This is a genomic window from Sphingobium amiense, from assembly GCF_003967075.1.
Taxonomy (GTDB): Bacteria; Pseudomonadota; Alphaproteobacteria; order Sphingomonadales; family Sphingomonadaceae; genus Sphingobium; species Sphingobium amiense.
In genome coordinates this window covers 1,382,793-1,406,224 of the sequence record NZ_AP018664.1, presented here as the reverse complement: position 1 = coordinate 1,406,224, position 23,432 = coordinate 1,382,793, and the positions used below count along the sequence as shown (strand labels likewise).

Genomic DNA, 23,432 nt, shown 5'->3' with positions numbered 1-23,432 from the left:
CCGGCAATGCCCCCTCCCGCCGTATCTCCGGTGGCGGCCGCGCTGACCATTTTTGAGGGACAGGCCGTCTTCAGGATACTCTCGCCCGGATCCAGCGCGTTCCGGGCGGGAGACATGCTGCGCTTCGCCCATGGCTCGCGAACCACCCGCGCGAGGACGCCATGGTGAAGCGCGGCATCCTCCTCCTCGCGGCCAGCGCTCTGGCGCCGGCGCCGCTCTCGGCCCAGACGGTCGAGGACCGCGCCCGCGCCGCCGCCGAAGCATCCCGCGCGAAGACCTCGGACAGCGATGCGATCCAGCAGAATTATCTGACGCCGGGGCTTGCCGGACAACCGATCTCGACAGTCGACAACAGCCGGACGTTCAACCCCAATATAGCGTGCCAGAAGACGGCGACGCTGCTCGAACTGATCGCGCAGCCGGCGGCGACCGGCGATATCGGCACGCTGCGGATATCGCGCGACAAGGATCTCGACGGCACGGTCGACCAGACATTGACCCTGCCGGTGCCGGTATCGGGCATTTGCGCCAATGGCGTCGTCTCCTGTCAGCCGGGCACCTGGAACCAGTGCAAGAGCTTCAAATGGGATGTTGCGTCAGGCGGCGATCTCAAGCTCGCGCAAGTCGACCTGACCGATCTCGCCGGTTGCTACTGCATCAACAACAGCTGCGGCAGCAACCTCGTCTGGGGCAATATGGCCTCGGTGCTGAAGGACCTAGGCGGCGGCGTCATCGGCGCGCTCACCACGGCCGATCCGCGCGTCGGCGTCGCGCAGGCGGTGATCGACGGCCCGGCCATCCGTTACACTGGCGCCCAAAGCACGGCCTGCTCGCCCAACCCCGCGCTCCCGCAGACGGCCTATCGCGCCAGTCCCGCCACGATCCAGGGCGATGCCGCGAGCGTCGCCGCATCGAACAGCATCTTCCAGGCGCTCAAGGGCTCGCCCGCCGGCGTCGGCAAGGCCGAGCAGATCCGGTCCTGCACGATCACGCGGGAGGTGTCGTTGAACGCCGTCAAGGCGGACGATGTGATCGCGCATCTCGGCGGCGCCTATGCGATCTATGCGCCCGCACCCGATCAGCTCACATTGCAGATGGGCTCGCCGCGCGACGACAGCCTGCGAGGCGGGAGCTGCCGCATCTTCGAGTTTTCCATGCGGCTGCGGATCGATGATCCCGATCGCCTCGCGCAGTTCCGGCTCTCGCACTATTTCTTCGACGACTGGCTCCAGCTTCGCATCGACGGCGAGCTCGTGCTGTCCAATCCGGCGAACTGGACCGGGACCGGCCTGCCGCCCGGCAAGTGCGAGCGGAAACGGACCTGGCATGCCTATCCCAATCTCGACCTCAAGCCGTGGCTGACCCGCGGCGAGCATGTCATTTCCATGCGCATCGCGGTCGGCGGTGAAGGAGAGGCCTTCGCGCAGTTCGATGCAATGCTCGATCTCAGTTGCAACCCGACCGAGCGGATCGTCGACCTGTGCGCGGGCTATGCCGGCGACGTCAATTGCGCGCTTCATGACGAAAGCGTCGATGGCGTCGAGACGTTCCGCAACGGCGTCGGCACCGGCCTTACGCCCCTCCCCCAGGCACGCCTGTTCGAGAGCGGCGCCTGCTCGCTCCGTCTCGCGCGGCCATGGTTCGAGCGTCAGCGCCGTTATCGTTGTACCGTCGATACCGGATCGATGCCGGAACCTGATCTGAGCCGCGGCGCCTATATCATCGACCATTCGACCGAGACCATGCTGGCCGACCGGACGAGGACCTCGGACGGGGGTTATGCCACCGCGTCACGGCCCTTCGCGCTGCCCGATCGCGGTTCGGTTCCGGCCTGCGAGCCGGTCTGCAAGACCCGCGCGCCCGCGCGCAATACGGCGGCTACCCTCGACGGAGTGGTCGGCACGAAACAGAATGCGCCTGTCGGGTGGGACACCTTCTACCATGCCTGCACGGCGGCAGGCGGCGGCGATGTCTGCCCTGTGGGTCCGGGCGAGGAAATCGTCTCGGCCTGCGGCTGCCTCGACGATTTTCCCGAAGCCGTCGTCATGATGCAGACCGTCCGCCTCGGTGGGGCCGACATGGTCTGCACGGGGGAAGTGCGATGATCGGGCGCCTCCTTCCCTGGCGGAAGCGCGCACAGCTGCTTGCGCTCGGCCTGTCCGGCTTGCTGCTCGCGGGGCATGTCACGCCAGCGCAAGCGCAAACGCTCCCGGTCTGCGCGGTCGATCTCGATGGCAACGGCGATGCCGGTGATCCTGGCGAGGTCGCGAACTGCACAATCATGGCGGATGAAGAATGGCTCTGCCCGATCCAGCAAGTGATGTGCGTGGCCGATGCCGAGGGCGCGTATAGCTGCCCGCTCGGCAGCCAGCACTCATGCCTGACGCCGGTCGGCGGCGGCACGCCGATGTGCTCGCCCAATGCCTGCACCGGCAGCGACGGCACCGGAATTGAGGACGATCCCATCGTCGACGATCCCGGCGCGCCTGCCGATGGCGAAGTCGACGCCGAAGGGCATTGCCTTGGCAATATCGAGATATTCGCGGGACGCGCGGTGCGCTGCCGCCCGGCGGGCCTCAAGACCACCTTTTCGAACTGCTGCAAGGACAAGGGCAAGATCGTCAAGGACGGGATGGGCTCATCCATCTCGTCGATCGGCACGAAGATCGCGGTGGCGAAAGGCGTCTTCACCGGCATGAAGGCCGCCTATGGTGCGTTTAAGGCGGGCGCGACCGCTGGCCAGGCCGCAAGCTCCGGCGCGAACGCGATCATCGCCGGGATCGATCCGACCTCGATCGCCATCAGTCTCGCCATCAACTTCATGATGGATTTCCTCCTGTCCGGCTGTGACAGCCAAGACATGGAAGTGGGCATGCTCCGGGGCTCGGGCATGTGCCACGAAGTCGGGACCTATTGCAGTTCGAAGATCCTCGGCATCTGCGTGCAGAAATCCAAGGGCCACTGCTGCTTCAACACCAAGCTTGGCCGCATCATCCAGGAACAGGGTCGCCCGCAGCTCAAGAGCTTCAACGGCTTGGGCTGGGGCACGCCGAAGAACCCCTACTGCCGCGGATTCACCCCCGAGGAATTCCAGGCGCTGGATTTCTCCAAAATGGACCTTTCCGAATATTATTCCGAGATCGAGGCCCGCGCCCAGGCCGACATCCAGATCGACATGAAGGACAAGATCGATGCGTATATGCGTGCGGTCACGCCATAGGCTGCGCGGTCTCTCCGCGCTCACCCTCCTCCTCGCCGCCTCCGCGCCCTCCCACGCGCAGGATGCCGCGCCACCGGTGAACGCCAGGGAACGCGCGCAGGCGCAAGGCGACGCGGCGATGGACCGGCTCGAACGCGCCACCGCCGCGCGAAAGGCCGAAGCGGAAACACGAGGTCCGACCGCGCTGCCCGCGCCATCGGAAGAGACCCGCCGCCGCGCCTTCGAGGGACTGCGCAAACGCGCCCCGTCGCCAGCGATGGACGCGCGGGCGCGCACCGCGCTCGACAAAGGGAGGCAAGCGATGGCCGCCGAGCGCGACGCCATGGCCAGACGGCTCGGCCAGGCGCTCGGTCTCGATGCGCCCGACATGGAGGCGGTCGCGGGCGCCACCGTACCGCCCGAGGCCAAAGGCTGGGTGCCGGTCCTGTTCGTCTCGTCCTCGATGCCGCTGACGACATTGCGCACCTATGCCGGGCAGCTCGAACGGGTCGGCGGCGTGCTGGCGTTCCGGGGAATGCCCGGCGGGCTGACGAAGGTCGCGCCGATGGCGAAGCTCTCGGCGGAAATCCTGCGCCATGATCCCGGCTGCGAAGGCCCGGCCTGCGCGATGCGCGACGTGCAGTTGATCGTCGATCCGCTCATTTTCCGCCAGCACGGCGTCACCCGCGTCCCCGCGCTCGCCATGGTGCCCGGCGATCCGGCGCTCCCCTATTGCGAGCGCGAGGATGATGCCCCGCGTGCCGCCCATGTCATCTACGGCGACGCGGCGCTTTCCGGACTTCTCGAAGAATATGCCCGCCTCGGCGGCAAGCAGGAGGTCAGCGATGCTCAGACTCGCCTTCAGGGCCGCTAGATCCGGCTGGGCCGAACTGAAGCTGCTGCCGCTGAAAGCCGCGGTCGCGCTCGGCAGTTCCGGCCTCGGCCAGCCACCCCGCCCCAAACAGCTCTGGAAGGCGTTCGGCATAGTCCTGCCGGTCGGCCTCCTGACCTGGTGGGCGATTCCCCAGGCAACCATCGTGATGAGTCCCTCGATCGACGCCTGGCTCGTCCGCAAGGCGCCGGGGCCGATCCACCGCGGCGATTTCGTATCGTTCACCCTGTCGCATCCGCTCGCCGGCCCCAGGCCGGTCGATGTCACCAAGATGGCTCTGTGCCTGCCGGGTGACCGCATCGACTGGATCGAGAAGCCGTCGTCTGCATCTGGCCCCATGCATCCCGGCGAATGGGATGGCTGGTACTATTGCAACGGCAAGCTGCTCGGCATCAGCAAGCCCTATGGGCACAATGGGCAGAAGCTCGACCATTGGCGGCCGTTCTATCCGACGATCCCCGCGGGCATGATCTATGTCGGCTCGTCACACGCCAGCGGGTTCGACAGCCGCTACTACGGCCCGGTCGAGATCGAGCGGCTGAAGCGCATGGAGAAGCTGCTGTGATCCGCGCCGCCCTCCTCATCGCGGCGGTGCTCCTGCCGATCCTGCCTGTCCATGCGCAGACCGTCGATCAACGCACCGGCTACTGGTGGTATCAGGCGCCGCCCAAACCCGCCGACGATGAACCCGATCCCGACGCGCTCGTCAAACCCCGCATTCCACCGATGGTCGAGCTGGCGACATGGACGCCGCCCAAGATCAGGAAGCTTATCGAGGAGCAACGGGATTACGCGGCGACCGTGCTGACGGTCGATGCGGTGGCGGATTTCTGGCGCCTGCAGGACTTCGCCCGGCGCAAGGCCCGCGCCTTCGCCGGCGTCACCCAGATCGCCATGCTGCAAAATCCCGAACTCAACGCCAAATCGGCGAACCCTATGGTCGGCGAGGCGCGCGATCAGCTTTCCGCGCAGAAGGATCAGGTCCGCCGCCAGTATCTGCGCAGCCGGTCCAATGAATTCGCGCTGGTCATGTTCTCGCGTTCGACCTGCGGCTATTGCCGTGTCCAGTGGCCGATCGTCCAGCGCTTCCAGGACGAGATGGGCTGGCAGGTCACGCTGCAGGACATCGATCGCAAGCCCGAACTCGCGCAGCGCTTCGGGGTCGAGGTCACGCCCACGACGATGGTGATCCGGCGAGGCAGCCAGCAGCGCATGGTGATCGCGAGCGGAGTCGAGGCCTATCCCAACCTCATCCAGATGGCCTACCAGGCAGTCCGGTTGCTAGCGGGCGATATCCGGCCCGAACAGTTCCTGACCGGTGCGGGCGAGGAAGACGGGTTCTTCGACGCGCTCGCCAACGGCCCGGTGTCGGCCACCGATCCGCGCGTGCTGGGGGGCGATCTGGTGGACGTTCGGATGGAGCCCCGGCCATGATCCGCTTCGCCCCCATCCTGCTTGTGGCGCTGGTCATGGCGAGTGCACCTGTTCAAGCGCAGGCGCCGACGCACGAACAGGCGATGCGCGCGGCGATCCACCCTGTCGCCACCGACCCGGAGATGCGCCAGTGGCTCGCCCGCGTTCCGGTGACGCGCGACTGGCCGCCCGACTTCGCCGAAACCATGAAAGGCCAGGCCCCCGCGTTCATCGTCGAGATGAGCACGGCGCCCGGTTGCATCCCCTGCGCCGATCTCTGGGCGCGGCTTGGAACCCTGGGGCAACGCTATGGCTGGAAGGTCCGCACGATCGGCAGCCAGGAAGCGATGCTGCGCTCCGGGCGTCTCGGCCTGCCCTGGGTCGGGCACCCTGTCGCCTGGGTCCGGCCCGTCTCCGACTCCAATCGCGTCATTCCCGTCGCGATCGGCACCGATCATGCGCCCAACCTCGCGCGCAATCTCTACCTCGCCGCCAAGATGCTGACCGGGGTGAAGCCCGCTGTCGGCGTGCGCGGCATGGCCAAGTTCACCGGAATCGTGGCCGCACCCACGCGTCCCTCCTCCAACAGGGCAAGGAACTGACATGGGGAGCCAGCCCCTTGCCCGCGTAAACGAAAGCTGCCCGCCATGGCAAACCCGCGCCGCCGCCTGACCCTGCTCGCCCTTCCCCTGCTGGCTTGTCTGTCCTTCGCCTCGCCCGCGTCCGCGCAAAGCTGGGCCGAAAGCTGGTTCGACAATGTGACCTACACCAGCCCCGGCTCCTTCGAGGACCAGACCCGCGGCTATATCACCGCGGGCGGCATGTCGGGCCGGATCGATGTCCATAACGACTATCTCATGTCGGTCACGCTGCCCAAGGTCCGCGCGGGCTGCGGGGGAATCGACATGTTTTTGGGCGGCATGTCGTTCCTCGATCCCGACTATCTCGTCCAGAAGCTCGAAAGCATCCTTCAGGCTGCCCCGGCTGTCGCTTTCCAGTATCTGTTGGAAACCCTCGATGAAAAAATGGGTAACATCATCTCGAAGATGGAGGCGGCGACCAATTTCCTGAACTCGATCCAGGTCAACGATTGCCGGCTCGCCAACCGCATGGTCCAGATCGCCCGGGGCGACGACAATATGTCGGGCATCATCGAGGAGATGACCGGCTACAAGAGCGTCCGCGAGGGCTTCTCCAAGAGCTATCAGCAGAGCCGCGAGAAGATCCAGGCGAACCAGGGCAATCCGACCGAGGATTTGCGCGATGCGCTGGAAAACTGCCCGGCGGAAGTCACGGAAATCTTCAAGACGGGCTCGCTGCTAGCCCATGCCGCCGCGCGTGTCGGCGCGTCCGACTGGGCCGGCGTCATGCGCGCCCGCGTTGGCGACGTCTATATGCGCTGGGACCCGGCGGACAAGGTTCCGCTGTTCACGGCCATCCCCGCCTGCGCACGGCAGGACACCGAGAGTGTCGACGATTTCCTGACCGGCAAGGTTCAGACCCGCGCGATCGCGGTGCCGCCGACCGCCGCCGACTGCTCGACCGACGGCAGCGGTAAGGGCGCGCTGGTGCTCGCACGCGGCCGGATGGAGTCGATCGCGGTCAAGATCCGCACGCGCGCCACTCTGACGACGGAGGAACGCCAGTTCGTCGCCAATGTGCGGACCCTGCCGGTCTATCGCCTGCTCGAATGGGGCGTGCGCCAGGGGCTGGTCGAGAGCGTGATCGGCGATACCGACGAGCTGGTTGCGCTGACGCTCGCCTATCAGATGCTCAACGACCTCACGCGCAGCATAGATTTTGCCGTGTCGAATGCCGAACGCGGCGTGACCGCCGCCGGTGCGGCCGATGCAGGCAGCGCCAGGATCTGCCAGACCCGCATCCTCGCCAAGGGCATCGAGCAATTGAGCGGGCTGCGCGACGAGGTGCTGCGCCAGCGCGCGCAGATGCGCCAGTCCTACATGGCTGCGCTGAACCAGGCGAACCTCTCGGCCAACTATGCCGGGGTCGTGCGCCAGCGCGACCGTGATGCGCGCGACGCCGCCGGCGCCGCCGCCAACCGCAACCGCTGACGGAGGGCCGCGTCATGCACCGCTTAGTTCGCGCGATCTCGGTCCTGATCGCTCTCTTCTCGGCCAGTCCCGCGCTGGCGATCGATGCGAGTTTCCACACCTATGACGGCTTTGCGGAGACGGTGGACGCCTTCCGCCTCGTCTCGATGATCTTCGGGGATTCGCGTTACGAGACATTGGTGCTGATCGTCGCGGTGGTGGGCATCGCGCTCGGCGTGCTGCTCGCGAGCATCCGCGGGCAAGGCATGGGGCTGGTCGCCTTCGGGTTCCAGATGCTGATCGGGGTCGGGCTGTTCGTCGGCCTGGTCGCGACGACGGGCACGGTCCACGTCTACGACCGCGTCCGCAACGCCTATCAGCCGGTCGGCGATGTGCCGAACCTGATCGTGCTGGTCGCGGGCATGACCAACATGATGGAACGCGCGCTGGCCGAAGTGATCGACGACAACACCACCGATCCCCATGCGAAGCTGGAGTTCGGCGCGGGCGGGCACAGCTTCGATCTGTTCCTCAATGCCGCATCCCCGCGCGGGCCGATGACGGACACCTTCCTCGACGCAACGATCAAGGACTATGTCCGCCAATGCTATCCGGTCGCGCGCGTCTCGCCCGCCTATGGCGTCGACGACGATCAGCTGTTCCGCACGGCGACCGATCTTCCTGCCGCCTTTGCCGCGATGGCGGGGCCGGCGACCTTCAGCACGGTGTTCACGTCCACCGACAAGGGCGGCACGACGGTGAGCTGCAACGAGGCGTGGGAACATATCTCGACACGCCTCTCCGAACCTGCGCTGTTCGACAATTATGTCGCGCAGGTCTGCACCCGCACCGGCTACGACATCGGCAACGCGACACAGCTTCAGCGCTGCCGGTCCAACATCGGCGAACTCGGCCAGATGATGATGGATACGCCGCTCTCGCTCCAGCAGTTCCTGACCAATGTGATGCTCGGCAGCACGGTGGGCGACGTATTGTTCGAGGATAGTCCGGCGACGGCGGCGCGCGTCATGGCCAATCGCGCCGTCGTCTCGTCTGGCCTCGCCACCATGTCGACCGCGAACGAGTGGATGCCGACGATCCGGGCGACCGTGTTCGGGATCATGCTGTTCATGATGCCCGTCGCGCTGCTTTTCATCCTGACCCCGATCAACCTGCGCGTCGCCAGCTTCGCCCTCGGCCTGTTCGTCTTCGTGGCGCTCTGGGGCGTGATCGACGCCGGCATCTATCAGCTGACGCTGGGCCGCGCGACCGATGTGCTGGCCGAGATGCGCGCCAACCATGTCGCGGCGAATGCCTGGATGCTGGCGCCGTCGTCCGCGATGAAGGCGCTTGCGATCTTCGGGAGTTTCCGCACCGCGTCCGCGGGCCTCGCCGGGGCCTTCGTGTTCACGGTTTTCCGGTTCTCCGGCAATGTGTTCACCTCGTTCACATCCGGCGCGCTCGGTGTGCAGGGTCAGGGCACGGCGGCGGCCGCGCCGCTTGCCACCAGCGAAGGCTATGCCGGCGCGCTCGAGGCGCAGGCGGGGGCCGCGGGCACGATGGCGCGCCGGGGCGCGGCCTCGAACTTCGGGGACTTCGGCGAACGCTCGACCTTCGGCGCCAACCGGGCGTTCGGTGCGGCGAGCAGCGTGCTCGGCGAACATGGCGGCGGCGCCAGCGGAACGGCCGCATTCGGCATGGGCAAGCTCGATGCGGCGCGCGAACTGGGCGGGCTCTCCCCTGCCCTCACCGGCCGCAGCCTCACCGATCCCGCGACCGTGCGCGCCGTGCGCGACAATGCCGCGACCAGCGCGATCCACAATTTCGCGGAGAAGGATGCGCTCCGCAGCCTTGGCACCGGCTATTTTGGAGAGGGACAGTCCGGGGAGCGTTCGTTCGCGGCCTTCACGCAGAAGATGGTCCAGTGGAAGGCGTTCGGGGATACGCGCGCCTATGACATGATGCTGTCCGGCGCGCAGCGGCATTTCGAGAGGAGCGGCTACGACCAGCAGGATGCCGCGCTCAAAGCCTCGACGGTGATCGCGCAGGCGTCGGCCGATCCGACCTTCGCCAAGCTGATCGCTAATACCTTCGACCAGGAGCAGATGCTGAGGAACGATCTGACCGGCGCGCAGATCCAGGTCGGCGCGATGGAAGGCAGGCGCGATTTTGCTGGCGACAATGTAAGGCGGATCGAGCGCGGCAATGTCGCGACCGAGCAGGCGCATAGGACCGGCAGCAATGAGGGCCAGCGCAACGCTTCCTCCATGCTCGGCCTCTCCGTTCAGGAAACCTCCCGACGCGTCGCCTTTATCAACGCGCTATCCGGAGAGGCTCGCTCCACCGCCATTTCCCAACTGTCGCGCGCAACGGGCAGAAATGAAGCGCAGGTCATGCGGGCGCTCGAAACCTACAATGCCGCCGTGCAGGTCGGCACCGCCGACGGTGCGACCGCCGAGGCCGCGCGCGAGGGCACCAGCGTCTATGGGCGCACCCGCGAGGCAGCGGGCTTCGATTTTGCCGAACGGTCGGGCAAGCTCGACGCGCAGCGTGAGGTCGGTCACGACGGGACACGGTCCGCCGCCCGGATCGGTGAGCAGCGGCGGCAGGCCGACAACGCCGGGTTCGCGGAAGGCGCGGCCGCGGCGGGCATGTCGGTGCGACAGGCCGCACATCTCGACAGCTTCATCCGCACGCTCAGCCAGGGTGCCGGCAATCAGGTCGATATGGCCGAAGGCGGCGCGGCAGGCATCGCTGATCGCGCCCGCAACGAACGGTTGACGCGGATCATCGACAATGAGCGCTTGACCCGCATGCAGAAGTTGCTGGCCGATCATGGGGTGGACATGTCGAAGCGCGAGATCGCCATGGCGCAGAATGGCGATCTGAGCCTCAATCTTACCCCGGAGACGGCGGCGCAGATGTGGCGTGGCGGGCTCATCAACGAAAGCCAGCTCGGCGCGGTCGCCAATGGCGGGCGGGCAAGGTTCTCGTTCGCCGACAACGATCTTCTCGTCTCCAGCTCGGTCGGGTTCCAGCAATCGGCACGCAACGACACCTCCACGCGGTTCGAGGCGGGCAAGCAGGCAGGCCCTGACACCATTGAACACTTCCTCAGCAGCGGCGAACAGGGCCAGGCGATGATGCAGAACTGGCTGCGCGGCGGGTTCGAGATGGATCGGCATGGCAACTGGCGGCTTAACCCGCAGGTGGCCGATACGCTTACGCGCGACGTCCAGGCGATCATCGCGCAGACCGGATGGCAGCGCGGGCTCTCACGATCCGCGCAGGACCAGACCACGATGGGGACCACTATCGGCGCTCATGTTGGCGGCACTATCAGTGCCAATGAGTCGGAAGCGACGGGCGGTCGCGGACAACCTAGCGGCAAAGGGCAACAATCGAACCAAAGCCCGATCACCCAAAAGGGACGCTCCACATCGGGGCGTGTCGGTGGGAGTCTTGGGTTTGAGAGCCGTGACGTTGGCACCACGAGCGAGACGGCGCAGTCAGCGATTGATATCGTGAACTACGACGTCCGCAATGCAATAGCAGCGGCTGAACGGGCGGCTGCCCGCTCCGGCAGCCCGGAAGCGGCCTTCTCGCGCGAACTATCGGAACGCATTCTTGGCCCGAACGGGATGCGCAATCGCTACCTGCAGGATGCGGATTCCGGGCGAGCTACGTTCGATATCACCGGTCCGCTCACCTCAATCGAACAGAATTCCGTCCTGAAAAGTGGTCGGTTCTCGACCGATCTCGATAACAGCCCCGGCGACGGGGACAGTAGCTTCAAGAAGCGTTAAAGTCGTTTGTGAGGCCAGTGAGAGCTCAAAGGATTTCCGATCCACAATGCACCAGACCTCGGATCGAGAATATCGGAGCTGGCATGGAGATCCTCCATTGCCCGATCATGCTCCTCCCATACATCGGCGATTCTAGCTACCGTTTCATCGGACAGCGAAGTTCCGTCACCCTGCTTTGGAAACTGCGCGAGCCAATGCTGTGCATAGCCGATTCCGAGCACCATAAGCGCCATCATCGGGAAGAACAGGACGTTGAGAAAACCGGCCGCCGCGCTGTCGTAGAACGCCTCAAGCGGCGCGATCCTGGTCGATGCAGCCATGCCGATCCACCAGACCGGAATTGCCGACCACCACAGCTTCGCGTACCACGGACGCCAAAGCCAATCGGCCGGTTTCAGCCGAGGCGATGCCGGTTCGGGCGCTTGAATATGGGCGGCGTTGTTCATCGCTATATCCTCACTGGAGGACTATAGCAGAATTCTGTCGGTGTTCCATCATTTGTGAATCGGCTCGATCTGGAAACCGATTGGGAACAACGCTTCTAATCTATCGGCATTGACCCATCTTTGCGAACAGGGATCGATGTGGCGGCGTCAATTCCAGAGAGAGGGTATTGGCGCCGCCGCAATAACCGTCACCAATGTCAATGCATGACGGTCGTTCTTGCCAGTTCCGGTAAATGTCGCGGTTGGGACAGCTTTTGCGGTGTCCAACACGGACTGCGTCTCAGCCGCTTCTGCTGGGCATATGACTTACAAGGTCGGCACGAGACCGTGCATTTTCCATATCTCGAGCATCTCCATCCCCGGGCAACCCCCTTCTCGGCACCTCCGCTGATGCGAGCGGCGGCGCGACCTGTAAGGCTGGCAGTCATGATGTTTTCAAAATCTGAAGTCCGGCTAACGGCTCGGAAACCATAAAATAGCGCATGGCACCTTCGCGCAAAGAGCCAGCGCACAACAATATCCAAGTTGGGGGTTGTTGTTGATGAAAATCCCGCGATTTCTGTCATGCTCCTCTGCAACTAAGAAGGAGGTGAGAGCATGGGGAGCGGTAACGAGCCGGGCAACGACGAATTAAAAGAACAAGCGCTGGAAATGATGGAGCAGTCCTTGGCGATCCTATACGCCTTGCAGGAACCCGCTGCTGCCGATCTCCACGATGTGATTGAGAGGGTCATGGGGTCGTCGGGCAAGATGGGGGAAGAAGGCGAGGTATGGGATTCTGTTTTTACCGATCTACCGCACCTGACCATGCGGGCCTTGTTCCTTCATCGCAATGACGGCTTTACCGTTGGCCAGATCGCACGCCGCCTCCGCATCAGCGAGGCCGACGCGGCGGAGCGCCTCGACCACGCTGTGCGCTATGTTCGCGCGCCTGCATCACCAAGAATATAGCCAGCGCTGGCGGAAAGACATTGCCCGGCCATTCCGCCAAAATCCATGTCGAACCGTAAGCCTTCAATGTACCTGCTGGTCCCAAACGCGAGCGGCTCCCTCTCCCATCACCTCCACCCTTTCCTCGCTGCTCCCGCACTTCACCTAACCACCACCCTTCCGCGCTGCTCGCCGCAAACAGGCTGACCTGCAGGCGTCGGAGGGGCGCCTGACCTATCCCGGCAGCAATTGCTTCTCCAACGCGGCAACAAGCTCCTGCCTCTTGCCAGGGTCCAACCGGTCCAGGTTACGTTGCTTCCACAAAACCGCGGGCAGTCGCCTCGCCTCATCAATGCCCGCAAGCGCCCAGTCCGGTTCACCACGCTTGAAGCCGACAAGGAATTGCCGATGAGTGTCAGGCATCCCGGCAACCATGCACGCGATGATGTCTTCACGCGCTGATTCCAGTTCCGCCAGAGTGATCGGCTGGTGAGTCATTCCGACGAAACCGCGCTCGAACTCCTCGGCGAGCGGTTTACGGGCGGGAGCGAGAACCTCGGCCATCGGGCGATTATGGCTGGCGAGGTAGACGAGAAATGCACGTCGCAAATCGTCTGTGACGCCTTCGTTCGCCAGCAAGTCGCGGACGTCGAAGAGGTCGCGAGGGTGCTGCCGGTCGAGCGCCGCCACGATTTTTCCCGCATAGAGATCGGCGAAGGACACCACCTGAATCTCAGCAAAACCAAAGGCGTCCTCGACTGCGGGAACGACACCCATAACGACGGGATCATAGACCGTCCCGCGCAACACTGGCGTGACCTCGATCTTGATCTGCACATCATCCGCACGAACGATGAGCTTGGTGACGATTTTTTCGTCAGCGGAACGCGACGCATGAATCCTGGCTCCGACCAGTCCTTCCTCGATGCGTTCCTTGATCCGCAGCATCGCCGCATCGATCGTGGCGAGCGAGGTCGCGCGGTCCTCGATCGGCAGATAGGTGAGGTCGATGTCCACCGAAAGTCGCGGCAGGTCACGCACGAACAGATTGATCGCTGTTCCGCCTTTCAGCGCGAAGATATCCTCCTTCGCGACGTGAGGCATAACACGCAGAAGAAGAGCGACCTGTCTCCGGTAGCCGTCGAGAAACGCCATACAGCTATTCTCCCGCCAGGTCGGAGGGCACGGTGATGTTGTAGCGCCGGTCGAGCTTCCCTCCTTTGACCAGGACGCGTTTGCCCGATCCGAGATCCAGGCGGGAAACATCGAGCTTCGAACGCCAGGCATGGCCATGGCGATCCGCGAAGAAGAGGAAGAGACGCTTCACTTTTACGCTCGCGCACGCCTCAAGAAGTGTCTGAAGGCGACGTGGGCTGAGGTCGCTCATTCCTTCCATCAGCATGTCGACCTGATGGAAGCTCTCATGGGGAAGCTCATCGAGCAGTTCGAGAACGGCGCGTTCCTTGCTCGAACAGCGGATCGGCAAGGTCGTGCCGGCGGTGCTGGACATCCGGGGCGCAGGCTCGGGAGGAATCTCGCCGTCGACTGGAAACAGCCGGAGGCTGTTATGCCAGCGGAACGAGACATCGAGTGGCAGGCTGTCGAGCCATGTCGGCGGCCGGCTTGGCCCATAGAGATGGACTTCGCGCACCGTTATGGAGAGATAATGAGCGTAGCCCTGCTGTTCGAGCGCTGTGCGCCCGCCAACTGTCAAAGGCAGGTCCAACAGGGATTGCAGTGAGATAACGGCCTGTTCCCAGGTGAGCGGTCCACGCGAGCGGCGATAGACGCGCCGGGTCGGGCTATCGAGCCATCCCGCGCGAACATATTGGCTCCGCAGCGATGATGAGTAACCATGGGCTTCCATCCATGCCGCGTCGACCAGCAGGCTCTCTGGGAGATCCCGTTGCAGCCGGTTTAATTTTCCTAATGTTTGCGAAGCCATGCTATGCATTTTGACAGATTGGGAAACTACTGTCGAGTTTATTAATTTCGAAATTAGCTAAGCCTTGCTTGGCATTATCAGAGCTCGGCAAACTGGATCGTGCGACCGTAGGTCAATACACTTATCCGCCCTAGGCATGGCGGTTCGCGGGCCAATTGACGGGATGCGCAACACGGCGACACCGACAGGACTGTCAAGGACTGCGCCGTTTCGCCCTGTGGCGCGGGCGGCGGGGTCCAGCCTCAATGATCCCTTGGTCGTTTCGAAGGATCTGCGCGTCGATGAGCGCCCTGGCGACAAGCTCTGAGCGCTTGTAGACGCCGTAACGCTGCTTTGCGTGGGAGACGAAATAGCGCACCGAGGTCTCGCTCAGACCGAGTATCTGGCTGATCTCCCAATCGCTCTTGCCGACGGCGACCAATGCCGTGCATTGAGCTTCGCGGCGCGTGAGCCTGGGTACGTCATGTCCGCGCGAGGCATGATGTAGTCTGAGGCCCGCCTTGAACCCGAAGGCAGCGACGATGTGGAGCGTCGTCAGTAGCGATGGCGAAGCCATGATCGGCTCCGCGCGTGCGAAAGTGCAAGACGCATGGGATTCGCTCGGTATGTGGAGCGGCACGGTGACACCGTGGACGAGACCATGCAGCCGCGCTTCTTCGAACAGGGCTGATTGTGTGCCTGTGAGATCGACATAACCGGGAATCTCGTCCCAGCTGAACGGGCGGTCCAGCAACTGGCTCACCTCATAGACTGGATCGATGACGTACGCGTGGCTCTCGGTGTAGAAACGCACGAACTCCGCCGGATAGTTGGTAATAACCAGCGCCCGTTCGACCAAGCGTGGGAGGCCGCCATGTTGGATCATCGCGACATAGGGGAAGCCCATTTTCGTGGCGGCATCAGCTAAGGCGGCGAGCAGCGCTTCCATTGAAGAAGCGACATTGAAGCGTGAGAGTGTCTCACGCAGTCTGGCATTGACATACATGGCATCCTCCTTGGGTTGTGTTGGCCGTGCACCGGCAAACGTGCCAGAAGAAGCCGTTGTGATACCTATGGGAGATAGGGGGCATTCACAGCCGTCAGCCAGCGCTATGGCTGACGCGTGAGGCTGCTAGGGCAATCGTGGATTCGCTGTTTCGAAAACCTGGCTCAGGATCCGTGACACCGCCGCCGGTATTATTCTCCTGCGAAACCTGCGCGGAACCGTTCGGCAATCGTTAGTCTGAAGCATCGTTACGATGCCCCACGCAATTTGGTGTTCTGACATTCGACTGCCTCCTCACGCCATCGTGCCGATGGTTCGCCGGAACCTCGCCAACGCAATGGCGAAGAAGATCGCGCCGATAGCAATGATAGCCAGGAACTGGGGCCAGACCACGTCAAAGCCCGCGCCCCGGTAAAGGATGGCCTGCGCCATCTTCACGAAATGGGTGGTGGGCGCGGCCAACATGACCGTCTGGACGAACTCAGGCATGCTTTCGCGCGGCGTCGAACCGCCGGACAACATCTGCAACGGCAGCAGCACCAGCATCAGCAACAAGCCGAACTGCGGCATGGAGCGCGCGATCGTCCCCATGAAGATGCCGATGGAGGTCGTGGCGAACAGGTGCAGCCCCGCTCCGGCGAGGAACAGCGCGATCGACCCTTCGACGGGAACGGACAGTACCCCTTCCACCATCGCGAAAAGCGCGAAAGCGCAGGCGACCAGGACAACGAGCCCCATGGCCCAGACCTTGCTGGCCATGATCTCGAATGGCGTCACCGGCATCACCAGCAAATGTTCGATCGTGCCGTGCTCGCGCTCGCGGATCAGGGCCGCGCCCGTCAGCACGATCGACAGCATGGTGACGCTGTTGATGATTTCCATGACCGCGCCGAACCAGCTTTGCGCCAGCGTAGGATTGAACCGCACGCGCAGCGCCAGCTCGACCGGGACCGGCGTGCTCGCACGCGTGCCTTTCATGAATTCGGCAACTTCGCCCTGCACGATCTGCTGGATGTAGCCGCCGCCCGTGAAAGCCTGGCTCATCCGCGTAGCGTCAACGTTGAGCTGCAAGCCGGGTTGGCGTCCCGCAAGTACGTCTCGCTGAAAATCGGGCGGGATGTCGAGAGCGAACGTATAGCGCCCGGCATCCAGCCCCTTGTCCACTTCGTTCAGTCCCACGATCGAAGGGGGCGTGAAGTGCGGCGGATAAAAGGCGCCGGTTATCCGGCTGGAAAGCTGCGACTGGTCTTCATCGACGATCGCGATAGGCGCCTTGTGCAGCGTTTCCGGCATGGCGGTTGCCGCGACGTAGATCCCCACCGAGAACGAATAGAGGATCAGGAACAGCATCATCGGATCGCGCCACAGGCTGCGCAGTTCCTTGATGCCGAGCCGGTAGATGTTGGCCGCGTGGCGCATATCAGCTCTCCTGCTTGCGCAGCAACGCGACACACAGCGCCAGGATGACGGGAAACGTCGCGAACAGCACGAGAAGGTCGGGCCAGAGGTCGGCGAACCCCAGCCCCTTGGAAAAGACGCCGCGGCAGATGGTGACGAACCAGGTCGCGGGATATATCGATCCGATCACCGCGCCCGCCCCCTCGAGCGAGGACACCGGGTTGATCAGGCCGGAAAACTGCACGGCGGGCAGGATCGTGCCGATGGCGGTGGCGAACATCGCGGCAATCTGGCTGCGCATGAAGATGGAGAACAGCAGGCCGATGGCCGTCGCCGACAGCGTATAGAAGAGAGCGCCCAGCGTCATCGCGAGGAAACTGCCCGTCAACGGCACGCCGAACATCGTGACGGCGAGGAACACCAGCAGGACATAGTTCAGCATGGCGAGCGCGACATAGGGAAGCTGCTTGCCCAGCAGGAATTCCACCTTGCTGATCGGCGTCACGTAGAAATTGACGATGGATCCCAGCTCCTTTTCCCGCACCACGCTCAAAGCCGTCAGCATCGCCGGGAACAAGAGCAGCATCATCGGAATCACGGCCGGCGCGATGGCCACAAGGCTTTTCACGTCCGGATTGTAACGATAGCGCAGCTCGATATTGACGAGACCCATCGATGGCCGCGCACCTGTTTCCTGCACGGCCATTTCACTGAGCCAGTGGGCATGCAGGGCCTGGACATAGCCTTGCACGGTCTCAGCCCGCTGCGGCATGGCGCCATCGACCCATACACCGATCTGCACCGGCACGCCCCGGCGCAGGTCGCGCGCGAAATTGGGCGGAATCTCCAGGGCCACGCTCAGTTCGCCCGAGCGCATCCGCCGGTCCAACTGGCTATAGTCGGTGATCGGCGGCCGTTCGATGAAATAGCGCGATCCGGCCAGGTTGAGGACGTAGTTCTCGCTGGTGGTCGTGCCGTCGCGGTCCAGCACGGCGAACGGCAAGTCCTCCACGTCCATGCTGATGCCATAGCCCATGATGAACATCAGGATGACGCTGCCGAGCAGAGCCAGAGTGGCGCGGATGGGATCACGGCGCAATTCCAGCCCTTCGCGCCGGGCATAGCTCATCATCCGGCGCCGCATGAACCATGGGGAGCGGGCCGGTGCAGCCGAAATGTCCTGATCGGCCGCGGCAGGCGCGCCCGCAGGAACCGGATCGTCCCTCTTTTCTGTCGGCGTCTCGCCGCTCGCATCCTGAAGATAGGCGATGAACGCTTCTTCCAGGTCCGCCGCGCCGCGGTTCTCGACAATGGCGGCGGGAGTGTCGCTGACCAGCACCTTGCCCGCATGCATCAGCGATATGCGGTCGCACCGCTCCGCTTCGTTCATGAAGTGCGTGGAAATGAAGATCGTCACCTTGTCGCGCCGGGACAGGTCGATCATCATCTGCCAGAACTGGTCCCGCGCGATCGGATCGACGCCGGACGTCGGTTCATCGAGGATCAGCATTTCCGGCTTGTGGATCATGGCGACGGCTAGGCTGAGCCGCTGGCGCTGGCCCAGCGGCAAGGCGCCGGGCAACGCATCCATGATGCCATCCAGGCCGAACCGCTGCGCCATTTCCCTCACGCGGGCCGGCACGTCTTCGGCGGGAACATGGAAGAGCTGGGCATGCAGCTCGAGGTTCTGCCGGACCGTCAGTTCCGAGTAGAGCGAGAAGGCCTGGCTCATATAGCCGACGCGCCGGCGCGTCGCCATGTCGTCATTCTCGACCTCGCGGCCGAACAGCCAGGCCTGGCCTTCGCTGGCTTTCAGCAGGCCGGTCAGCATCTTCATGGTGGTTGACTTGCCGCAGCCGTTGGAGCCGAGGAATCCAAAGATCTCGCCGCGCTCGATGCGAAAATCGACATGATCGACTGCCGTGAAATCGCCGAAACGCATGGTGAGCCCCTGCGCCTCGATGGCGATCTCGGCCTCGCCGCCGTCGCTGCGCGGCGGAATTTCCACCGGCTTGTGCCCGCGGCGGCGCTCCTCGGGAAGCATCGAGATAAACGCCTGTTCCAGCGACTGTTCGCCGGTGCGTGCATAGAAGTCGGCTGCGGTGCCGGTGGCCAGCACCTTTCCCGCGTCCATCGCGATCAGCCAGTCGAAGCGTTCGGCCTCTTCCATATAGGCCGTGGCGACCAGCACGCTCATGTGCGGGCGGTTCGCGCGGATGCGGTCGATCAGATCCCAGAATTGCGCGCGCGACATGGGATCGACGCCGGTTGTCGGCTCATCCAGCAGCAGGAAATCGGGATCGTGGATGAGCGCGCAGCACAAGCCGAGCTTCTGCTTCATGCCGCCCGAAAGCTTGCCCGCCGGGCGCTTGCGGAACGGCGCGAGGCCCGTGCTTTCGGTGAGGTCGGCAATGCGGCGCTCGCGTTCGGCCGCGTCCTGCCCGAACAACCGCCCGAAGAATTCGAGATTTTCGTCGATGGAGAGCGTAGGATAGAGGTTCTTGCCCAGCCCCTGCGGCATATAGGCGATGCGCGGACACACGGCGTTGCGGTGGCGGGCCTCGGCCATGTCGCCGCCCAGCACCTCGACCCGGCCCTCCTGGATGGCTCGCGCGCCCGCGATCAGGGAAAACAGGCTGGACTTGCCGACGCCGTCCGGGCCGATCATCGCCACCATGCGCCCGGCGGGGATTTCAAGATTCACATCATCGAGCGCCAGCACCTTGCCGTAATGCAGGCTCACGCCCGAAACGCGGGCGACAGCTTCCGTCATTGCGGCACGTTGACGGTCAGTTTCGCGGGCCATTCGGATTTCGGATCGATCCGCACATAGGCCATGCCCGGAAGGCCGGTCTTGACCTGGGTGATATAGCGATCGAGCAACTTGCGATCGATCTGCGCCTTCACGCGGAACATCAGTTTCTGGCGCTCGCTTTGCGTCTCCACCGTCTTGGGCGTGAACTGGGCCACATCGGCAACGAAGCTGACTTTCGCAGGGATCGCACGATCCGGAAGCGCATCGAGCACGATGCGTACATCGCTGCCCAGCGCCACCTTGCCCGCGACCGTTTCCGGCAGGAAGAAGGTCATGTAGACGTCGCCCAGATTGACCAGGTTGAGCACGCGCCCGCCGCCACCCACGACTTCGCCCGGCTGGGCGACGCGATATTGCACGCGGCCGGCCGTCGGCGCCTTGAGGTCGCTGTCGCGGATATCGGCCTCGATCCGCTGGATGGTGGCGCGCACGGCATCGACCTGCGAACGCGCGCCGATCACCTGGTTGCGCGCCGTCGTGATCGCCGCGTCGACGGCCGCGAGTTGGGCGCGAGCGGCCTCCACTGCCGCCGCCGCGCCTTCGACGCGGGCCTGATCGTCATCCCGTTCCTGCACGGCGGTCGCACCTTCTCGCGCCAGCGTTTCCGATCGCGCCAGCCGCTTGCGCGCCGCGTTCAGCTCCGCCTCACGCTGGCGGACGCCGGCGAGAGCCGCCGCCCGGTTGCTCTGCTGCTGCGCGACCTGGCTGGTCGCGATCTGGATGCCGTTCAGCGCCTGCGCCAGTTGCGCTTCGGCTTCGGCCCTCTGGGCACTCAGCACGTCCGTATCCATATGGGCGACGACTTGCCCCGCCTGCACGAACGCGCCTTCGTCGACCAGGATTTCGCGGATGCGGCCGGGCGATTTGGCGGAAACGTCGATTTCAACGTATCCGTCATCCCAGACCCACGTGGCGGAAACGTGCCGGTCAAGCGTCTTAAGAGGGGGCGTTGCGCCCGGCGATCTTGGGGAAGTGCCAGGGCATGAGGGAATCGAGGTCCTTGTTGCTATGACCGTTGGCAAGCTTGGTGAGGGTGGCGGTGAGCCAGGCGAGCGGATCGACGTCCGAGAGTTTGCACGTTTCGAGAAGGCTGGCGAGCACCGCCCAATTGTCTGCCCCGGCATCGCTGCCGGCGAACAACGAGTTGCGGCGCGACAGGGCAATCGGGCGGATGCTTCTTTCGACCGTGTTGGTATCGAGCTCGACGCGGCCGTCGAGCAGGCAATAGGTGAGCTGCTGCCAGTGGTTGAGCATATAGTTGATCGCTTCGGCCATCTTGCCCTTGGCGCTGAACCGGCCGAGGTTCTTCGAGAGATAGTCGCGCAGGTTATCGAACAGCGGCTTCAGTATCAGCTGCCGCCCTTCGAACCGCGCCTCGGGCGAGGTGTCCCTGAGCGTCGCCTCGATCTTGTAGATCGCCGAGAAGCGACGGAGCACCTCGTCGGCAACGGGCTCCTTTTCGCGGAAATCGTAGAACTTGCGCCGCGCGTGAAGCAGGCAGAATGCGAGGGTGACGCCATTGCGGCGCTTGATCTCATTGTAGCCGGCATAGCCGTCCACCTGGAGCACCCCGGCGAAGTCGCCGAGATGGTCGATCGGATGCATGCCGCCGCGGCCGGCGGCGTACATGTAGACGACGGCGGGCGGCGCGAGTCCGCCCCATGGCCGATCGTCGCGGGCATAGGCCCACAGCTGGCCGCTCTTGGTCTTGCCGGTCCCGGGCGCCAGCACGGGCATGCGCGTCTCGTCGGCGAACAGCTTCACCGAACTTCGCAGCTCGGCGAGCAGATGCTGCCTGAGCGGAGTCAGCCACCATCCGACGCGCCCGACCCAGTCGGCGAGCGTTGCCCGGTCGAGATCGATCCCCTGGCGGGCGTAGATCTGGGCTTGCCGGTAAAGCGGAAGGTGATCGGCGTAGCGCGCGACGATGACCTGGGCGACGAGCGCGTCGGTGGGCAGGCCCTGATCGACGATGAAGCTTGGCGCCGGCGCCTGGGTGACGCCGCCCTCGTCGCAGCCGCGGCAGCCATAGCGCGGACGGCGGGTGACCAGCACGCGGAAGATGGTGGGCACGACGTCGAGGCGCTCGGTGACGTCCTCGCCGATGACATGAAGATCGTTGCCGCAGCAGGCACACTGCTTGTCTTCGATGTCGACGACCTGCTCGATACGCTCGAGATGGGCGGGCAGCGCTCCACGGTTGTTGCGGCGGCGGCGCTTTGTCTCGCCGGTCGCGTCAGCCTGGTCGATCAGCGCTTCGAGCCCGGCCTCGGCGCGCGACAAGGCAGCTTCGAGCTCTTCGAGCACGAGCTGGTACTGGTCGGGATCGAGCCGCTCGGCGCTCTGGCCGAAACGGTGGCGCTTGAACTGGTCGAGAATGTCGTTGAGGCGCTTGACCTCATCGCGGGCGGCCGCGAGCGCGTCCTCCATCTCGGCGGCCTTCGCCTCGGCGATGACGGCGGCGTGTTCGGCCGCTTTCGCGGTGGCGAGCGCGATGATCTCGCGCGCCTCAGCTTGGGCCGCAGCGCGGGCGAGCGCCTCGTTCTCGGCGTTGATGCGAACGATCTGCTGGTCGCGTTCGGCCGCCTCGGCGGTCAGCTTCGCGATGGTCGCGAGCAGCGCAACTGGGTCTTTGCAGGAGGCCGTCAGCGGGTCCATGGCAGGCATCGAATCACATGCGTAACGACGCGTCCAGCGCAGTTGACTCGGCCTGTCGCGACTATCTCACGCATCAGCGAAACCCTCGATTTTAGGCGGATTTACGCGCCTTGGCGCGCGGTGCCGACGCCAGTCCATGCCCGAGGTGAGTGCTGCCATCTGCGCCGCCGTGATCGAAAAACTGCCATCGACCGCCGGCGGCCAGGCGAATCCTTCGGCGGCCTCGGCGCGCTTGGTCATCAGCCAGATGCCGGTGCCGTCGAACCACAGAATCTTCAGCCTGTCCTTCCTCTTGGAACGAAAAATATAGGCGACTCCGCGCCACGGATCCTGGCTCAACTCGTGCTGGACCTTGGCCACCAGCGTGTCGATGCCGCAGCGGAAATCGATCGGCTTGGTGTAGATCAGCACCTTGGCGTCGCTGCCCGGCCCGATCATCGCGCCCTCAGCAGCGCTGCGATTACCGAGGCGACCAGCGTCGAACTTGCGCCGTGGGCGACCATCACTGGCACGCCGCGCACTTCCATTGCGACCTGCACCACCGCGTCCGGCAGCAGCCGCGCGTTCGCGGCCTCCGGTTCGAGCAGCACCGCCGGCACCGATGTCGGCTCGATGACCGCCGGCAGGAACATCGCCCTGTCCTCGCGCGCCGCGTCCTCCGCCATCTCGCGCAACTCGCGGCGCCAGGCATATATCTGGGCCGGAAGGACATCGAAACACGCGGCCACCTCCGCCATGCTGCACGCCGGATCGAGCGACAGCTCCACCACCGCGCGCTTCTCTTCCAGCGTCCAGCGCCGTCGGCGCCCGTTCTCCACGCCGCCACTGCCGTCGATCTCTTGCTCCACAGTCACCCCGCCGAATCAAATTACGCGATATGCACGCGGGACACTC

General features: G+C 64.4%; 19 protein-coding genes. 9 read left to right on the top strand and 10 right to left on the bottom strand.

All coding sequences use genetic code 11. The features are described from left to right. Positions 1 to 161: 161 nt before the first annotated feature. Genes SAMIE_RS06720 through SAMIE_RS06685 form a run of 8 tightly spaced genes read left to right on the top strand, consistent with a single transcriptional unit; the run spans position 162 to position 11,361 of the window. Positions 162 to 2,105 carry a hypothetical protein gene (locus tag SAMIE_RS06720; RefSeq protein WP_013846831.1) on the top strand — a complete coding sequence of 648 codons (1,944 nt, stop codon included), beginning with the start codon at positions 162 to 164 and terminating at the stop codon, positions 2,103 to 2,105. Continuing rightward, positions 2,102 to 3,220 (top strand): conjugal transfer protein TraN, encoded by a 1,119-nt coding sequence (gene traN, locus SAMIE_RS06715; protein WP_013846832.1) that lies wholly within the window; start codon positions 2,102 to 2,104, stop codon positions 3,218 to 3,220. Before SAMIE_RS06720 ends, traN begins: the two co-directional genes overlap by 4 nt. Then, on the top strand, positions 3,192 to 4,073 hold the full coding sequence (locus SAMIE_RS06710) for a type-F conjugative transfer system pilin assembly protein TrbC (protein WP_013846833.1): 882 nt from the start codon (positions 3,192 to 3,194) through the stop codon (positions 4,071 to 4,073). The genes traN and SAMIE_RS06710 overlap by 29 nt, the downstream gene beginning before the upstream one ends. Next, entirely contained in the window at positions 4,045 to 4,656 is a 612-nt protein-coding gene (locus SAMIE_RS06705) for a S26 family signal peptidase (RefSeq protein ID WP_013846834.1), read from the top strand. The genes SAMIE_RS06710 and SAMIE_RS06705 overlap by 29 nt, the downstream gene beginning before the upstream one ends. Next, positions 4,653 to 5,525: a conjugal transfer protein TraF gene (locus tag SAMIE_RS06700; protein ID WP_013846835.1), complete on the top strand. Its 873-nt coding sequence runs from the start codon at positions 4,653 to 4,655 to the stop codon at positions 5,523 to 5,525. Before SAMIE_RS06705 ends, SAMIE_RS06700 begins: the two co-directional genes overlap by 4 nt. Beyond that, positions 5,522 to 6,106, top strand: coding sequence for a hypothetical protein (locus SAMIE_RS06695; protein ID WP_013846836.1), 585 nt, complete (start codon positions 5,522 to 5,524; stop codon positions 6,104 to 6,106). Before SAMIE_RS06700 ends, SAMIE_RS06695 begins: the two co-directional genes overlap by 4 nt. A gap of 45 nt (positions 6,107 to 6,151) precedes the next feature. After that, the gene (locus SAMIE_RS06690; protein ID WP_013846837.1) at positions 6,152 to 7,576 is read left to right on the top strand and encodes a conjugal transfer protein TraH; all 1,425 of its coding nucleotides are present in this window, start codon (positions 6,152 to 6,154) and stop codon (positions 7,574 to 7,576) included. A 14-nt stretch (positions 7,577 to 7,590) separates the two neighbouring features. Beyond that, complete coding sequence (locus SAMIE_RS06685; protein ID WP_013846838.1) at positions 7,591 to 11,361, top strand: conjugal transfer protein TraG N-terminal domain-containing protein; 3,771 nt, start codon at positions 7,591 to 7,593, stop codon at positions 11,359 to 11,361. Here the strand turns inward: SAMIE_RS06685 and SAMIE_RS06680 are convergent. Next, the gene (locus SAMIE_RS06680; RefSeq protein WP_013846839.1) at positions 11,358 to 11,807 is read right to left on the bottom strand and encodes a hypothetical protein; all 450 of its coding nucleotides are present in this window, start codon (positions 11,805 to 11,807) and stop codon (positions 11,358 to 11,360) included. The genes SAMIE_RS06685 and SAMIE_RS06680 overlap by 4 nt on opposite strands. A gap of 597 nt (positions 11,808 to 12,404) precedes the next feature. Here SAMIE_RS06680 and SAMIE_RS06675 point away from each other — a divergent pair. Next, on the top strand, positions 12,405 to 12,758 hold the full coding sequence (locus SAMIE_RS06675) for a hypothetical protein (RefSeq protein WP_013846840.1): 354 nt from the start codon (positions 12,405 to 12,407) through the stop codon (positions 12,756 to 12,758). 213 nt (positions 12,759 to 12,971) lie between these two features. Here SAMIE_RS06675 and SAMIE_RS06670 read toward each other — a convergent pair whose 3' ends face one another. The 9 genes from SAMIE_RS06670 to SAMIE_RS06630 form a co-directional block, all read right to left on the bottom strand. Beyond that, positions 12,972 to 13,892, bottom strand: coding sequence for a nucleotidyl transferase AbiEii/AbiGii toxin family protein (locus tag SAMIE_RS06670; protein ID WP_013846841.1), 921 nt, complete (start codon positions 13,890 to 13,892; stop codon positions 12,972 to 12,974). 4 nt (positions 13,893 to 13,896) lie between these two features. Further along, positions 13,897 to 14,682, bottom strand: coding sequence for a type IV toxin-antitoxin system AbiEi family antitoxin (locus tag SAMIE_RS06665; protein WP_021690794.1), 786 nt, complete (start codon positions 14,680 to 14,682; stop codon positions 13,897 to 13,899). A gap of 193 nt (positions 14,683 to 14,875) precedes the next feature. Continuing rightward, the gene (locus SAMIE_RS06660; RefSeq protein ID WP_013846843.1) at positions 14,876 to 15,667 is read right to left on the bottom strand and encodes a helix-turn-helix transcriptional regulator; all 792 of its coding nucleotides are present in this window, start codon (positions 15,665 to 15,667) and stop codon (positions 14,876 to 14,878) included. A gap of 294 nt (positions 15,668 to 15,961) precedes the next feature. After that, entirely contained in the window at positions 15,962 to 17,086 is a 1,125-nt protein-coding gene (locus SAMIE_RS06655; protein ID WP_030090407.1) for an ABC transporter permease, read from the bottom strand. Position 17,087: 1 nt separating this feature from the next. Then, the gene (gene rbbA / locus SAMIE_RS06650; RefSeq protein ID WP_030538167.1) at positions 17,088 to 19,838 is read right to left on the bottom strand and encodes a ribosome-associated ATPase/putative transporter RbbA; all 2,751 of its coding nucleotides are present in this window, start codon (positions 19,836 to 19,838) and stop codon (positions 17,088 to 17,090) included. Beyond that, positions 19,835 to 20,902, bottom strand: a complete 1,068-nt coding sequence (locus tag SAMIE_RS06645; RefSeq protein WP_126516762.1) for an efflux RND transporter periplasmic adaptor subunit — start codon at positions 20,900 to 20,902, stop codon at positions 19,835 to 19,837. The genes rbbA and SAMIE_RS06645 overlap by 4 nt, the downstream gene beginning before the upstream one ends. Then, positions 20,817 to 22,310: an IS66 family transposase gene (gene tnpC, locus SAMIE_RS06640; protein WP_066522435.1), complete on the bottom strand. Its 1,494-nt coding sequence runs from the start codon at positions 22,308 to 22,310 to the stop codon at positions 20,817 to 20,819. Before tnpC ends, SAMIE_RS06645 begins: the two co-directional genes overlap by 86 nt. 294 nt (positions 22,311 to 22,604) lie before the next feature. Next, positions 22,605 to 22,976 carry an IS66 family insertion sequence element accessory protein TnpB gene (gene tnpB / locus SAMIE_RS06635; protein ID WP_062346440.1) on the bottom strand — a complete coding sequence of 124 codons (372 nt, stop codon included), beginning with the start codon at positions 22,974 to 22,976 and terminating at the stop codon, positions 22,605 to 22,607. Then, complete coding sequence (locus SAMIE_RS06630; protein ID WP_062346444.1) at positions 22,973 to 23,386, bottom strand: transposase; 414 nt, start codon at positions 23,384 to 23,386, stop codon at positions 22,973 to 22,975. Before SAMIE_RS06630 ends, tnpB begins: the two co-directional genes overlap by 4 nt. Positions 23,387 to 23,432: the final 46 nt, after the last annotated feature.